Source organism: Prevotella aff. ruminicola Tc2-24 (assembly GCF_900110895.1).
GTDB lineage: Bacteria > Bacteroidota > Bacteroidia > Bacteroidales > Bacteroidaceae > Prevotella.
On the sequence record NZ_FOIQ01000006.1, the window covers coordinates 22,774 to 36,789 of the forward strand.

At 45.2% G+C, this 14,016-nt stretch carries 14 protein-coding genes; 8 read left to right on the plus strand and 6 right to left on the minus strand.

Translation table 11 applies throughout. From position 1 onward, the window contains the following. The first annotated feature begins 14 nt into the window (after nucleotides 1-14). The 6 genes from glf to BMY63_RS10820 are packed head-to-tail and all read left to right on the plus strand — an operon-like array spanning nucleotide 15 to nucleotide 4,899. The gene (glf, locus tag BMY63_RS10800; RefSeq protein WP_091916726.1) at nucleotides 15-1,154 is read left to right on the plus strand and encodes a UDP-galactopyranose mutase; all 1,140 of its coding nucleotides are present in this window, start codon (nucleotides 15-17) and stop codon (nucleotides 1,152-1,154) included. 4 nt (nucleotides 1,155-1,158) lie between these two features. Further along, nucleotides 1,159-1,371: a hypothetical protein gene (locus BMY63_RS12220; protein ID WP_143065780.1), complete on the plus strand. Its 213-nt coding sequence runs from the start codon at nucleotides 1,159-1,161 to the stop codon at nucleotides 1,369-1,371. Then, nucleotides 1,372-2,322: a lysophospholipid acyltransferase family protein gene (locus BMY63_RS10805; RefSeq protein WP_091916728.1), complete on the plus strand. Its 951-nt coding sequence runs from the start codon at nucleotides 1,372-1,374 to the stop codon at nucleotides 2,320-2,322. After that, the gene (locus BMY63_RS10810) at nucleotides 2,319-3,083 is read left to right on the plus strand and encodes a lipopolysaccharide kinase InaA family protein (protein WP_091916730.1); all 765 of its coding nucleotides are present in this window, start codon (nucleotides 2,319-2,321) and stop codon (nucleotides 3,081-3,083) included. The genes BMY63_RS10805 and BMY63_RS10810 overlap by 4 nt, the downstream gene beginning before the upstream one ends. After that, entirely contained in the window at nucleotides 3,080-3,919 is an 840-nt protein-coding gene (locus tag BMY63_RS10815) for a LicD family protein (RefSeq protein WP_091899972.1), read from the plus strand. The genes BMY63_RS10810 and BMY63_RS10815 overlap by 4 nt, the downstream gene beginning before the upstream one ends. Further along, complete coding sequence (locus tag BMY63_RS10820) at nucleotides 3,916-4,899, plus strand: glycosyltransferase family 9 protein (protein ID WP_091899973.1); 984 nt, start codon at nucleotides 3,916-3,918, stop codon at nucleotides 4,897-4,899. The genes BMY63_RS10815 and BMY63_RS10820 overlap by 4 nt, the downstream gene beginning before the upstream one ends. Here BMY63_RS10820 and BMY63_RS10825 read toward each other — a convergent pair. Genes BMY63_RS10825 through BMY63_RS10840 form a run of 4 tightly spaced genes read right to left on the minus strand, consistent with a single transcriptional unit; the run spans nucleotide 4,867 to nucleotide 8,538 of the window. Next, the gene (locus tag BMY63_RS10825; RefSeq protein ID WP_091899974.1) at nucleotides 4,867-5,928 is read right to left on the minus strand and encodes a glycosyltransferase family 4 protein; all 1,062 of its coding nucleotides are present in this window, start codon (nucleotides 5,926-5,928) and stop codon (nucleotides 4,867-4,869) included. The two genes, BMY63_RS10820 and BMY63_RS10825, sit on opposite strands and share 33 nt — an antisense overlap. Before the next feature lie 10 nt (nucleotides 5,929-5,938). Continuing rightward, nucleotides 5,939-6,757 (minus strand): LicD family protein, encoded by an 819-nt coding sequence (locus BMY63_RS10830; RefSeq protein ID WP_091899975.1) that lies wholly within the window; start codon nucleotides 6,755-6,757, stop codon nucleotides 5,939-5,941. Between the two features lie 15 nt (nucleotides 6,758-6,772). Further along, entirely contained in the window at nucleotides 6,773-7,501 is a 729-nt protein-coding gene (locus tag BMY63_RS10835) for a phosphocholine cytidylyltransferase family protein (protein WP_091916732.1), read from the minus strand. Then, nucleotides 7,498-8,538: a pyridoxal phosphate-dependent aminotransferase gene (locus BMY63_RS10840; protein WP_176771041.1), complete on the minus strand. Its 1,041-nt coding sequence runs from the start codon at nucleotides 8,536-8,538 to the stop codon at nucleotides 7,498-7,500. Before BMY63_RS10840 ends, BMY63_RS10835 begins: the two co-directional genes overlap by 4 nt. Before the next feature lie 96 nt (nucleotides 8,539-8,634). Between BMY63_RS10840 and BMY63_RS10845 the strand changes: the two genes are divergently transcribed. Beyond that, complete coding sequence (locus BMY63_RS10845) at nucleotides 8,635-9,018, plus strand: GtrA family protein (RefSeq protein ID WP_091916734.1); 384 nt, start codon at nucleotides 8,635-8,637, stop codon at nucleotides 9,016-9,018. After that, nucleotides 9,015-10,160 carry a glycosyltransferase family 4 protein gene (locus BMY63_RS10850; protein ID WP_091899978.1) on the plus strand — a complete coding sequence of 382 codons (1,146 nt, stop codon included), beginning with the start codon at nucleotides 9,015-9,017 and terminating at the stop codon, nucleotides 10,158-10,160. Before BMY63_RS10845 ends, BMY63_RS10850 begins: the two co-directional genes overlap by 4 nt. On the opposite strand, the gene BMY63_RS10855 is transcribed toward BMY63_RS10850, so the two are convergent. Together BMY63_RS10855 and BMY63_RS10860 are read right to left on the minus strand one after the other, a co-directional pair. Next, nucleotides 10,146-11,981: a DUF3857 domain-containing protein gene (locus BMY63_RS10855; protein WP_091916736.1), complete on the minus strand. Its 1,836-nt coding sequence runs from the start codon at nucleotides 11,979-11,981 to the stop codon at nucleotides 10,146-10,148. The genes BMY63_RS10850 and BMY63_RS10855 overlap by 15 nt on opposite strands. Next, on the minus strand, nucleotides 11,978-13,951 hold the full coding sequence (locus BMY63_RS10860) for a DUF3857 domain-containing protein (protein ID WP_091916738.1): 1,974 nt from the start codon (nucleotides 13,949-13,951) through the stop codon (nucleotides 11,978-11,980). Before BMY63_RS10860 ends, BMY63_RS10855 begins: the two co-directional genes overlap by 4 nt. Between the last annotated feature and the right edge of the window lie 65 nt (nucleotides 13,952-14,016).

Here is a 14,016-nt window from a genome sequence, read left to right on the forward strand (position 1 = left end):
AAAGGCTTTGAAGAATGAACAAATACGATTATCTGATTGTTGGAAGCGGACTTTTTGGAGCAACCTTTGCTTATCTAGCCCATCAACGTGGACAGCGCTGTCTAGTCATTGAGAAACGTCCCCATGTGGGAGGAAATGTATACACCGAGATGACGGAGGGTATACATGTACACCGATATGGAGCACATATATTCCACACATCTAACCGTCAAGTGTGGGATTTCGTTAACTCACTCATGCCATTTAACCGCTATACCAATTCACCTGTTGCCTGTTATGAGGGAAAACTGTATAATCTTCCCTTCAACATGAATACCTTCCACCAGATGTGGGGCGTACTAACTCCAGACGAAGCACGTCAAGTTATTGATCAGCAGAGGGGAAAAGTGGTTGCGCAACTGGCTGCAGCAGGTGTCAATCAACCACGTAATCTTGAAGAACAAGCGTTGATGTTGGTTGAACATGACATCTACGAGCGACTTATAAAGGGATATACAGAAAAGCAATGGGGGCGTTCCTGCACGAAATTACCTCCTTTTATCATCAAACGACTTCCACTACGTTTCGTTTATGATAACAACTATTTCGATGACCTATATCAAGGTATTCCTGTCGGAGGTTACACTGCACTCATCAACCGTCTGCTGGATGGTGTTGAGGTCAAGACAAGAACAGACTTCTTTGCAGACCGCCATTATTGGGAACAACAAGCAGATAAGACGGTGTATACAGGCCCCATTGACCAGTTCTTTGAGTATAGTCTCGGACGGCTTGAGTACCGTTCTCTCAGTTTTGAACACCAAGTGCTCGACACACCCAACTACCAAGGCAATGCCGTTATGAACTTTACCAGTAGTGATGTGCCCTATACGCGTATAATTGAACACAAGCACTTTGAAATGTTTGGTCAACAAGTTTACAACTGTCCCAAGACCATTATCACTCGTGAATATCCAACAGAGTGGAAAGAAGGCAGGGAGCCGTTTTACACAATCAATGATGATAGGAACAACCAGCTAGCAGCACAATACCGTGAATGGGGACAGACAATGTCCAACGTTATCTTTGGCGGCCGTCTTGCAGAATATAAATATTATGATATGGCCCCTATTGTGGAAAAAGTTCTACAACTTAGCAAACAACTAAAAAATTAAGAACATGAGTAGACAAACACCAGATTGCAAGATCTGCTGTTATCCAACAGCCATCAATAATAATAACGCCCAGTTGCTCGTTGACAGCACAGGGTATACCCTCTATAATTCCGCGGCCTACCGGTCCCACACCAGACAAAGTGCGGATGTCAATCGGCTGCAACGTCTCAATCTGTCCATTATGCGACATGCCACCAATGACTTCAATACACAATAAATGAAGAAGATTGCCTATTTCCTTCTCTATGGGTTTGTATATACCCTTTCTCTGATTCCGTTCCGATTACTCTACGGACTGTCAGATTGTTTATATGTACTTGTTTATCATATTGTCAAATACCGACGTAAGATTGTCTGGAAGAACCTTTCTTCCTCTTTCCCGGAAAAGAGCGTAACCGAACTTCGTCAGATTGAGAGAAAGTTCTACCACTGGTTCTGTGACTATATCTTCGAGACTTTCAAACTGCTCACCATCAGCGACAAGAAGTTGCTGCGTCATATTGAATATCGCAACGTTGAAGAGATGGAGAGATGCTTCGACAAAGGTCAGAATTGTGCTGCAATCCTCGGACATTACTGCAATTGGGAATGGCTCTCAGCCATAGGACTGGCCTTCAAACGACATCCAGAAGCTGTCATGGGATTAATTTACCACCCGCTATATAATGACGCCTTCGATCAGCTATTCATTGACATCCGCAAGGCTCATGGAGGAGAATGTATTCCCAAGAAAAATATTCTCAGGCAACTGGCAACATGCAAGCGAGAAAATCGAAACTATCTCTTCGGCTATATCAGTGACCAGGCTCCTCGATGGCACAATATCCATCTGTGGTTACCTTTTCTTAATCACGACACACCTGTCTTTACAGGTGGCGAGCGCATCATGAGGAAAATGGACGATGCAGTTTTCTATGCAGAAATGGAACGACCAAGACGCGGACAATACGTCTGCACCTTTAAACAGATATCCCAACACGCCTTCCAAGAACCCGACAACGAGATTACATCCCGTTTCTTCCAGATGCTGGAGAAAACAATCCGTCGCGACCCCTCCTATTATCTTTGGACACACAATCGTTGGAAACGTACCCACGAGGAGTTCGATCGCCAATATATCATGGTCAACGGCAAAGCCATCCCAAGAGAAGAATTCAAGGAATCATGAACAGAAAAATCTACATCAACCCCCAATATGAGCATCTGCGCAAATTTATCATGCAGTTGCCTTCTATTATGGATATAGAGGGTACCTATATCTATGGCGGACGGAGGAACCTCATCAAACGCTTCGAAGCCCCAGACGGAACGCCCTTGAATGTGAAACGTTTCCGGAAGCCATGTCTTTTGAACGACCTAATCTATTCCACAGGCATCCGCAAGCCAAAAGGTATCCGCGCCTTTACCTATCCGAAATGTCTCCTGGATAAAGGTATAGAAACGCCAGAGGCCATTGCATATATCGAGGACCGTAATGCCATAGGACTTCTGCAGCAGAGCTACTTTATTAGCCAACAATGTCCCTATCGCCATCTGCTCTATGAGATAGGCGATGCCACACCTGAGGTCTACGAGCCCGTAGCGAAGGCCTTGGCACATTATGTTGCCTTTATGCACAATCAAGAGGTGCTTCACCTTGACTTTTCTCCCGGAAATATTCTATGGGATCAGGATGGAGAAGGCACCTATCATTTCTCAATCGTCGACATCAATCGGATGCGCTTCGGACCCGTTGATATGAAATGTGGCTGCAAGAGTTTTTGCCGTCTCTGGGGACCTAAGAGGTTTATCCAACTGCTCGTCGAGGAATATGCCCGAGAGCGTCATTTCGATCCCACCATCTGTGTCGATATCACGATGAAGGCACGAGCAGCGTTCTGGCAACGATACCAGAAGAAACGTGAAATTGAATTCAAACTAGAATTATGAGACTACACAACGAAACGAATTACGACATCCGCATTCTACAGCGTAAGATTATAGGTAATCTGGAGGCTATTGATAAGATATGCCGCGAACATGGCCTGCACTACTACCTTTGGGCCGGAACCATGCTCGGAGCCGTGCGCCATAAAGGATTTATTCCTTGGGATGACGACATGGATATCTGCATGCCTCGACCAGACTACGAGATACTGATTAGCCACTGGCACGAGTGGTTACCAAAGCCATACGAGGTGATTGCTCCAGAGACTGATCCAAACTACCCTTACCCCTTCGCAAAAATTGAAGACGCATCAACCACTGTTCTCGAGCGCCCTGACTTTAAGTTCCTCGAAGGTATATATATCGACGTATTCCCCATTGACGGAGCTCCCGCAGACGAAAAGGAGCGAAAAGCGCATTTCAAACGCTATAAGTTCTGGCGCCATCTGCTATTCTTACGTGGTCGCGATCCATTCAAACATGGACATGGCCCTCGTTCATGGTTTCCGTGGTTGCTTCATAAGATCTATTCGCTAGAAGACCTACAGAAGAAAGTAAAGGACTATATGACAAAATACCCTTACGAGGAATCCGACTTCGTCTGCGACTATGATGATGGACTGAAGGGCGTATTTGAAAAACGTATCCTTGGCACACCTCAGGTTTATCCTTTCGAGGACAAGCAGTTCCTTGGGGTTGAATACTACGATGAGTACCTTTCCAACAAATACGGCAATTATATGCAGCTACCACCGAAAGAGAAGCAGATACAGCACCATTTTTTTCGTCTCGACCTAGAGCGACCATACAAAGAAACTGCTATCAAAGATATCCTATGAAGATACTTGTCATCCGATTTCGCCAGATGGGCGATGCCATTCTGACCACACCTCTGCTGAGCACATTAAGGAAGAACTTCCCCGAAGCAGAGATCGATTATATACTCAACGAGCGAATAGCTCCATTGTTTGAAGGCCATCCCGCCATCAGTCGGATCATTACATTCTCTGAACAAGAACGGCACTCTTTCTTCACCTATATAACAAAAGTATGGCGTATCGTTCACAAGACACACTACGACGTCATCATCGATATGCGCTCTACCATCAACACCATACCCTTCGCGCTTTTCTCCATTCAGAGCAAATGGCGTATTGGTATCCGTAAGCCTTATACCTGGGGTATCTTTAACTATCGTTTTGATGGTTGCGAAGATAACGAGAGTATGATTAGCCATAACTTGAAACTGACAGAACCCTTGGAACCCAAAGTGACAGACAAGAACCTAACACTCTGCATCACAGAAAAGGAAAAAGCAGACTTTAAAGCCTACATGTGCCAGAAGGGAATCGACTTTAAACGACCTGTCATGCTAGTGGGAGTTACGGCGAAGTTGGAGAAAAAGACGTGGCCAGAAGACCGCATGACAGAAGTGATAGGGCATCTTATCGAGGCCATTCCACAATGGCAACTTATTTTCAACTACGCTCCTGGGCGTGAGGCGGAGAATGCTCGTCGCATCTTCGAGCATCTGGATTGTCCCCAAAACGTTTTTATGAATATCGAGGCTAAGAGTCCACGTCAATTGGCCGCAATGGCAGCCAACTGCACAGCCTATTTTGGTAACGAGGGAGGTGGACGGCATATCGTCCATGCCATGGGAAAGCCCTCGTTGGTGGTCTGCTCTCCTTTTGCCAGCAAAACCACTTGGCTGCCTCAAGATACAGACATCATAGCATTAGGCATTGATGCCAACGATGCCACTGTCGAATTTGTATGGAATCAGTTATTTACCTTCTGTAAGGAGTTGGCGATATAGGCGGATATAAGTTTCCGTATAAATATCATAATTGAATCCTTGAGAATATGTTAGAGCAGCCGTTGCTTGTGGGCCGTTCTTTTCCCAAGTGGCGACACCCTCTCGTACAACTTTTGCCATAGTCTCTGGAGTATAGTCATCGAAATAGGATGCATGCTCACTGCATACCTCTGGCAAACTACTGAAACGGGAGGAGAATACTTTGCAACGATAACGCATTGCCTCAAGCACGGGAATACCAAAGCCCTCAAGACGACTAGGAAACAGAAAGGCTTGAGCATGAGCATAGAGCCAGTGCTTCTCTTCATCCTTGATCTTGCCAGTCATGATGACGCGTCCTTCTCCCTGCTCCCTAATCAGTTTCCTCAACTCTTGGGCAAACGCAAAGTGATCATCACCACAGATATAGAGTTTGTGGTCAGGGAAATAGCGCATCATTGGCACCAACGTCTGGAAGTTCTTCTTCTCACGTATCTGACCAATGGTGAAGAAAAACTTTTCGTCATTAGCCCCTACAAAAGCGGGACGTACCTGAAGTTCGTCTTCACAACTTTCAATACCATTATAGATGACATCTGGCACTTTCGACCCTAACTTGTAGTGCTGCAGAATATCATCCTTGACGTACTTGGAGATACAAGTCAGATGATCACTGCACCTCATACGCCACCACAACTGCACAACATGGCGCAGACGATGTAGCCCGCTCTTTTCGCGCAGGAAGTTTAAGTCGTGTACAGTAAGGAGCTGCAGTGTCCGACCGTCGCCACCACGCAAATGATATTGCTGGTCAGTAGCATGCCACAAATCAATGTGTTTGTCCAGTTTTCTTAGATCTTCCCGCTTATGCCTGCGACGTATATAGTCGATGCGCGGGCCGAAGGTTCCTATCAGATGGTCAGGCACAATATATATAAGGTGTATATCCGTCAGCTTGGCTTGTGCGAGCAGCGGAGCATAATTGCGGGCTATCTCACCAAAACCGTTTAGGTCGGCTAAATGTGAAAAATCTACCAGGACATTATGCATAACTCTTTTTTTACTTCTCACCACTCAACTCCCTATACGACCTGTCAAAGTCGAGTACATGGAAGTTATGCTGACGCTGATGCTCACCATCAGGAATGGTCATATAGTCACCATATTTATGACTTAAGTAGGTATCATACTGCTCCACACCCAACACGGTCTCATCTTCAAAAGAATAGGACGTCGGTGTACCCAACACATCCTTATTCATAGCTCCGTGACGTCCATCGTCATAGTCAGCCACCAAAGGAGCCTGCTCATAGTCGTATCTCAGTAGCAGACGACGTATCCTCTTTTGAACACCTTGCATCGTATATATCTTTCGGCATAACAGCGGAATCCACGATGAAGGCCCATGCCCATGTTTATAAGGATCGCGATGAATCAGATAGAGTACACGCTTCCAATATTCGTAAACGGCAAAGTGCCATTTCCGACTTAAAGTACCTGCAGGCACGCCATCGATGGGGAACACATCAATATAGATGCCTCCAAGGTAGTGTAAGTGGGTACGCTCAATAAGTGTCGTCGAGGCATCCTGAACCTTTCCGAAAGGCAGGGGATATCGTGGGTCGTTCTCGGCACATACAAATTCATAGGGCTGCGGCAGCCATTCCTTGCTGTGGGCTATGAACCGCTCATAATCGGGACGTGGCATAGCAATATCTATGTCATCGTCCCATGGAATGAATCCCTTGTGACGCACGGCACCTATCATTGTGCCTGCCCAGATATAGTAACGTAACTGATTCTCACGGCAGGTCTTATCAACAGCCATGAGAATGCGCAAGATGCGCTGATGTAGGAGGTCAATATCGTAGGATGCCATCTACCAATAATTTTATCACTTCAGTTTGTCAGGCAACAGTCGGCTTGCCTGTTCAAAATCCTCTGGCGTATCCAGTTCATAGCTAAAGAACCTAGTAGTATCGATCACTTTGAAGGTATACCCCTTAAGGATGAGACGCTCAAAAGCGCGCTCATAGAAGATGTCGATAAGACCTTCATGCACAATCATCTGATCAAGTTCTCGGAATAGCGCCTCACTATAGTCTGCCAACATCTTTTCAATACCGACACTTTCACCGAGGGCATTCTCCGGGCGACAAGTCTTGCTGATCTCGGTGATGTGCATGTCTGCATCTACGACCACCTTCATCTCCTCCTCGCCCAGTTCGTGACGATTGACAGCTAATGCCGAAGTTTCCTGTCGTGCTACCACCGCTACCGTCTCTGGATCACAGAGAATATCACTGTCCATCAGCAGAAACTCCTGTCCGCGAGCCACCTGTCCAGACATCCATAGCGAATAGATGTTGTTATTGTGCTCATAGTCAGCATTATGAAGGAAGTGGATGGTGAAGTCAGGATAGCGCTGCGTCAGGAAGTCGCGAATCTGTTCAGCACGGTAGCCTGTCACCACCACAAACTCCGTGATACCCGTATCCGCCATCGCGTCAACAATACGCTGAAGAAGAGTCTTCCCACCCACTTCTAACAGACACTTTGGCTTCGTGTCAGTTAGCGGGCGTAGACGTTTTGCCATGCCGGCAGCTAAAATCACCCCAATCATAGACAACTCAACATCGTATCAACGACAGTCTGGGTCTGTTCCTTGCGCCCTAAAGTAATTCGCAAGCACGACTCCAGTCCTTTGTCCGTCATAAACTTGATCTTGTAATTCTTATCTGCTAAAGCGCTTTGCAGTCTTTCTTTTATCTCCTGCGGATACTTTATGAGGATAAAGTTGGCGACACTCTTATAAACCTTGAAGCCAGGCTTGTCACCAAACTCTTTCTTGTACAATTGACGCCCCCATTCCATGTCATCGGCCACACGACGATAATGCTCATCACTGTCAAGTGCAGCCAACGCTACCGCTTCTGAGAAACGGTTATAGCCCAAGTACTTGTTGATATAACTCACAAAATGGTCATGGCCAGCACCGATAAAACCGAAACCACAGCGCAGACCAGGCAGACCATAGAATTTCGACAGTGTACGTGAGATAATCAGGTTTGCATACTTGTTCACCAATGGAGCGATATAATCCGTATCAGATGTAATGAAACTAGCATATGCCTCATCAATCAACACCATCGTATCCGCAGGAATATTCTCCATGATTTTTCCGATTTCCTCCGGGGTCAGACTATTACCCGTAGGATTATTGGGCGAAGCTAACAATAACATACGTGGATGAATACGGTTTGTGTATTCAATGACCTCGTCCACATCATAGGCAAAGGTATCATCCTGCTCATGAAGGGGGTACATCTCGAAAGTGCCATAGCACTCGCTAGCCACTTTATTATAGTACCACCAAGAGAATTCCGGAATAAGTATCTTTTTATTATCACCCTTCATCAGGTAGTAATGAATCGCATTTTTCAAAATATCCTCACCGCCATAGGCCAACAACACTTGTTCCTCTGGTACACCATAGATCTCACTAAGACGAACACTGATGACACTCTTCTTGCCTTGGTCATAGATACGAGTATAGAAGCACAACGTCTTGGGATCGAAGTTGCGGATTGCATCCTGCACCTTCTGACTAGGTTCGAAATTAAATTCGTTCCTATCGAGAAAATTCATTTCCTGTTCCATAAACATCTTTTATTTGGGTGCAAAGATACGAAGAAATTAAGAATTTAGGATGAAAAATAAAAGATTATTTGTACCTTTGCCTTCAAATATCACGGGATGGACAGAAACAAGACAATCGGAGAGATCATACGTTTCGGTATCGTGGGTTCAACAGCCATGGTACTGCATTATTCTATCTATTGGTTGCTCCAGCACTGGATAAATGTGAACATAGCTTACTCTATCGGCTATTTCCTCAGTTTCCTAGTAAACTACTATCTTTCCGCCCATTTCACGTTCAAGGAGAAGACTTCCAAGGAAAACGGAGCAGGATTTATCGGTGCACACGCCTTTAATTACTTCCTCCAGATTGTGCTCTTTAACTTCTTCCTCTGGATGGGGTTACATCGTTTGCTCGCACCTTTTGCAGTATTAGCGATAACCGTCCCCACGAACTTCATCATCGTCAGATTTGTGTTTAAGCATTTCAAAAGAAAATGACAGGGCATTTCACCATAGGCTATGATGCCAAACGGATTGTCAGCAATGGGACAGGACTTGGCAGTTACGGACGGACACTCGTCAACGATATCGCCACGCAGTCTCGCAATCTGCAGCTCATATTATATGCCCCAGACAAAGGACATGACGAACTGCGTAGTCAGGTTGTTGATCACGACAACGTTGTTTTCCGATACCCAACAACAGGCATACCCTATACGCCAAAAGCACTATGGCGCAGCAAAGGCATCATAAAAGACTTAATGCATGACGGTGTGCAACTATTCCACGGTCTTTCTGGTGAGCTCCCCCTCGGTATCCATAAAAGCGGTATCAAAAGCGTTGTGACAATCCATGATCTTATTTTCCTGCGACATCCCGAATTCTACCATTGGCTTGACACGAAGCTCTATACGTGGAAGTTTCGTCAGACGATTCGCGAGGCAGATCATGTCATTGCCATTAGCGAATGCACCAAACGTGACATCATAGAACTCGGTCAAGTTGATGAGCGAAAGATATCACTGATCTATCAGAGCTATTCACCAAAATATTCCGATCAAATCAGTGATACGCAGAAAGAGACAGTTCGGCAATCATATAACCTGCCAAAACGATTCATTCTTAATGTTGGTTCCATTGAGGAACGCAAGAACATCCTACTTGCGGTAAAGGCACTTCCATATCTGCCTGACGATCTGTCACTTGTTATCGTTGGCCGGCATACGACATACACAGACAAGGTCCTCGAATATGCCCGAAAGCATAACCAGAGTCATCGGATACATGTTCTTCACGGTGTTCCCAACGATTCTCTACCTATCCTCTATGCCATGGCAGAAACCTTTGTATATCCCTCACGCTACGAAGGATTCGGCATTCCTATCATTGAGGCGATCCGCTGTGGCCTTCCCGTTGTTGCCTGTACCGGTTCCTGTCTTGAAGAGGCCGGCGGACCAGACAGTCTCTATGTCGATCCTGACGATGAACAAGGCATGGCCAATGCCATTCAACAGACTCTCCTTAGAGCTGACGGACGCGAGCAACGCATCCTACGCAGTCAGGAGTATATCCGTCGTTTTGAAGGTACAGATGTGACAGGTCAGGTTATTGACCTGTATAAACAGTTACTTTTTCTTTAGTACCATCTTCTGCCCATAAGAACTACTTACCTGTTTGATAAACTCTGACAGTTCCTGAAACTTTGCTTTCTCGTAAGATCCAGACTTCATTAGAAGACTGTATTTGACATGCACCTTATCTTCTTCCTTCAATATATCAAAGGTAAACTTTCCAAACGGCTTTTCCACAACCACCTTCTTAGGCAAAGATTCTATCTCATAGCCTTCAGGAATCGTCATCGTGAAATCGTCAATATCAAGGTATCCCATATCAACATATACATCCCACTGACGCTCATTCTTAACAACAGGAGCGGAATAGCCTTGATGAATCGGACATACAGGAACAAAAAGACGTTGTCCGGTGACCGACGCATACTTAGCACTTTCAATCTGTGCATCGATGATAATGGATTGCCCCACCTCACGCACATCCAACTGACTGACTGTCGCTTGTGGAACACGAACCTTATTCAACATCACTCTCTGACAATCTTTCTCTTTCATTTTCAGCAGAGGGATACTGTTCTCATACTGGCGGTTATGAACTGTCTGCAAAAGCACCATAGTGGCAGCCCCATCTGAAGCCAATTGAATCTCAGCTGTAGTGTGCATGAGATTCGTACTGTCGGCATAGACAGGCAGTCTGACCATACGACCACCATCTGAACTAATCTCTATCGCATCATGTCCTGCAATATCTTCATGCACATACCCCATCGGCAGATGAGAACTTGTACATTCCAGCCAAAGCGTGTCACCTGGTAATGGAACTTGAAGAATCACATGATTCATCTGGCCTATACTAGCAAAGTCTTTCAACAAGCGACGATTGTTCATACTGATGACAGTATAGTTAGAAGCAATACCTATGACCTGTAACATCGCTCGCATGTAGTTCGACAGACCCTTGCAATCGCCAAAGCCACTTTTGTAGACATCTGCCGCCGGAGTTGGCTGCAACCCGCCGACACCCAGAAGAACGGCCACATATCGCGTTGTCTCCTGAAGGTACTTATATACTTTGTCAACTTTCTCGCGATCCGTCTTCAGATGGTCCGTCATTTGGTGAAGTTTTGTCTTTAACTCTTCTGGGAGTGCATCACGTCCCTCCAACAACCCATATTGCCATCTTCCGTAATCTTTCCAACTTCCAAGACTCCCTTGAGTTCCATAATAAGAAAACTGCTGTGGTGCAAAATAGGCCATCGGCAATAACTCTCGGAGGGGCGGAATATATGGTTCTCGACGGATAGCAGGCAGATCAGAAACCTCAAGCGTCAGCATCTGCTTACCATTCTCAGCATCTGCCACCGCAACAGGATGGTCAATATGCTGTGTCGTATATCGGATCTTCATATCCTTGGGAGCAACCAACTTATAGGTTGCTTTCTTCACACTGACATCGTAGCCTGAAAATGGGCAGAACACCGGGAACTCGACAAGATTATCTCGTATATCCATCGACCACTCATAAGTAATGGTCACAGGGTAAGTAGGAGGCGTGTAATCAAAATACATCGTATAATCATCGACAGCAAAATACTCTGAATATTCTGTGCGTTTCAACTCACTCTCCTTCAGTTTGCGGATAACACGTCCCGTAGCATCACTCACCTGTCCCCGAAACTTCACCAACCTAACCTGTTTACTGCAAGAGCATGTGAATCCTGCATAATCGGCCCCTTGCTCATTCAGGATTGTCACGACTTCCCTGCGTTGGACCGTCGCATGGGTCATACTCTCACAGTTCACCTCTATCAGAGATTCCTCCACTACAGTATGTTGGGCCCGCACCTCCTGCCACGAGAACAACACAAACAATATCAATAGCTTTCTCATTTCGCAATTTTCTTTACTACAAGCATGTTCTTGTTATGCTCAACCACCTGATCAAAGAAAGCCTTCAAGTCCTGGTATTCTGTATTAGAATAGAACAACTTGTTAAGATTCATCTTATATTGCATCTGTACCACGTTATCATCAGACACCGTCCCCATGATACGCACTGTCAGGCCGTCAGCCTTCAATATAATAGGCTTTGGTGCCTCTTCTACTTGATAGCCCTCCGGAAGGGTAATCATCGTATTCATGGTCTCTGCTTGCTTGTAAGGGAACTCAACAGGCAGTTCACGTGTTTCATCCTTAAATGGTGTCTCCTTCATAGGAACAAGTATAAGAGGATTAACATATATTCTGTCATCGGTAGCATCACACTGTTTCGTAAACTCCATTGTCTCCGAAACCCTTGGCGAGAAATCTGTTTTCCCATTCAACTGATAATTCTGAATGATGATATCCTGTCGCTCCTGTATATCTCCTATTACATCTGCGCTGTCCTTGGCTAGTCGCCATTTCTTTCGAAGAGCTGCAGCGGCCTCGTTTGCCAAGAGTGTTCGAGACTTACACGTCAGCAAACCATCAGCACCAAGAGTGGCTTGGATGGTGGTCGACTCCTGCCCCGAAGCATAGCTCCGAATATCGACCCACGACCCTTGTCCACTTTTTGAAATGACACGAGCCCGGTCAACCAGCAAGTCCGCAGGTAGTACGTTGATATAACCGTCCTCAACGGAACCATCGAGATAAAGGTATGTCGAGTCTGTATCGTGAATTCCCACCACAAATGTTGTCAGATACTTCGAACTGGCATGTGACAATGGAAGAATTCCAGAACTTCTTTTACGCAACACCACAGGACAAGACTCAATTCCTGCATCCTGCAACATATTAATCAACAAGAAATTCATATCGGCATTAGAGCCCGTACCTTCTTTTAGTACCTTTGAGGTCGATTTACCCCAAAAAGCATAGTCGCCATTCCAACGAACTTTCTGCTTCAACAGTTTAAACACAGCGGTTATACGTTCTTTCTGATCGGGAATGGACGCGATGCCCTGCGCAACAATCTCCGACTTGAACGGACTACTCTTCTTCAGTCTTCCTCCAAAATCTTCATCGCCAAGCAACGACTTGTCAATATCATCCCATGTAGAAGTGTAATTCTTGTAAAGTCGTCCAGGAACATTGATACCTCCCAACTCATGGGTCACCTTATTAGAATAGTCCCTCACGTTCCATACATAATTATCTTTCTTCAGAGCTGGCAAACGACGGCCTTCAAAGGTTATCACATTGGTAACAATAGACTGTTCTCCCAGATTCAGGTTACCTGTCGTCTGTTTCTTCTCCACCTTGTTCACACCCGTCTCTTCAATATTGAAATTAAACCATTTCGGATAAGACAATTCATATCTGGTATATAGAACAGGAATATTACTTTGGGCATACCAGTCACGGAGATCCCAGTAATAATCGCTCTCTATCCGATATTCATATTCTATCACCGTACCAACCTTCACCTGAGGCACACTGAATTTCATCACTTTCTCGTTTTTGTTAAGTCGTTCCTCATGAATCATAGAAGACTCCATTTTTGTCTTTACCAGTTTCCCGTCTTCCATATTATAAGCAATCGCCTTCAATCCTCTCACATTCTCACATGTCGTACGGTTCGATTCATTCTCACGGTACACGATACTCAAATCCGCTTCACCTTTCCCTTCTGGCTTCAATATCTTCAACCTGCGCTTCAACGAATAATATACTTTAAAGTCGTCAAGTACACCATAGTATACATCCAAGCTACGGTATAATTCCACAGCGTTGGCCTCCGTATCGCCATCGTATACAGTCATCTTCAACTCTTCATCGGTTGGCTTGCCCCATTTCAGGTTCGGTTCCATAACCTGAGCCTGTACACCTACCATACACAAAAATGCAAAAAGTAAAACAATTCCTTTCTTCTTCATAAGTTTAATGTTTATTGAATGATTAATCTATTGCAAAGATACAACAATCTTTTGTAATTTCTTTC

Coding starts and splice junctions, on each gene's coding strand:
- glf (WP_091916726.1), top strand. CDS start 15: ATGAACAAATACGATTATCTGATTGTTGGAAGCGGACTTTTTGGAGCA.
- BMY63_RS12220 (WP_143065780.1), top strand. CDS start 1,159: ATGAGTAGACAAACACCAGATTGCAAGATCTGCTGTTATCCAACAGCC.
- BMY63_RS10805 (WP_091916728.1), top strand. CDS start 1,372: ATGAAGAAGATTGCCTATTTCCTTCTCTATGGGTTTGTATATACCCTT.
- BMY63_RS10810 (WP_091916730.1), top strand. CDS start 2,319: ATGAACAGAAAAATCTACATCAACCCCCAATATGAGCATCTGCGCAAA.
- BMY63_RS10815 (WP_091899972.1), top strand. CDS start 3,080: ATGAGACTACACAACGAAACGAATTACGACATCCGCATTCTACAGCGT.
- BMY63_RS10820 (WP_091899973.1), top strand. CDS start 3,916: ATGAAGATACTTGTCATCCGATTTCGCCAGATGGGCGATGCCATTCTG.
- BMY63_RS10825 (WP_091899974.1), bottom strand. CDS start 5,928: ATGCATAATGTCCTGGTAGATTTTTCACATTTAGCCGACCTAAACGGT.
- BMY63_RS10830 (WP_091899975.1), bottom strand. CDS start 6,757: ATGGCATCCTACGATATTGACCTCCTACATCAGCGCATCTTGCGCATT.
- BMY63_RS10835 (WP_091916732.1), bottom strand. CDS start 7,501: ATGATTGGGGTGATTTTAGCTGCCGGCATGGCAAAACGTCTACGCCCG.
- BMY63_RS10840 (WP_176771041.1), bottom strand. CDS start 8,538: ATGGAACAGGAAATGAATTTTCTCGATAGGAACGAATTTAATTTCGAA.
- BMY63_RS10845 (WP_091916734.1), top strand. CDS start 8,635: ATGGACAGAAACAAGACAATCGGAGAGATCATACGTTTCGGTATCGTG.
- BMY63_RS10850 (WP_091899978.1), top strand. CDS start 9,015: ATGACAGGGCATTTCACCATAGGCTATGATGCCAAACGGATTGTCAGC.
- BMY63_RS10855 (WP_091916736.1), bottom strand. CDS start 11,981: ATGAGAAAGCTATTGATATTGTTTGTGTTGTTCTCGTGGCAGGAGGTG.
- BMY63_RS10860 (WP_091916738.1), bottom strand. CDS start 13,951: ATGAAGAAGAAAGGAATTGTTTTACTTTTTGCATTTTTGTGTATGGTA.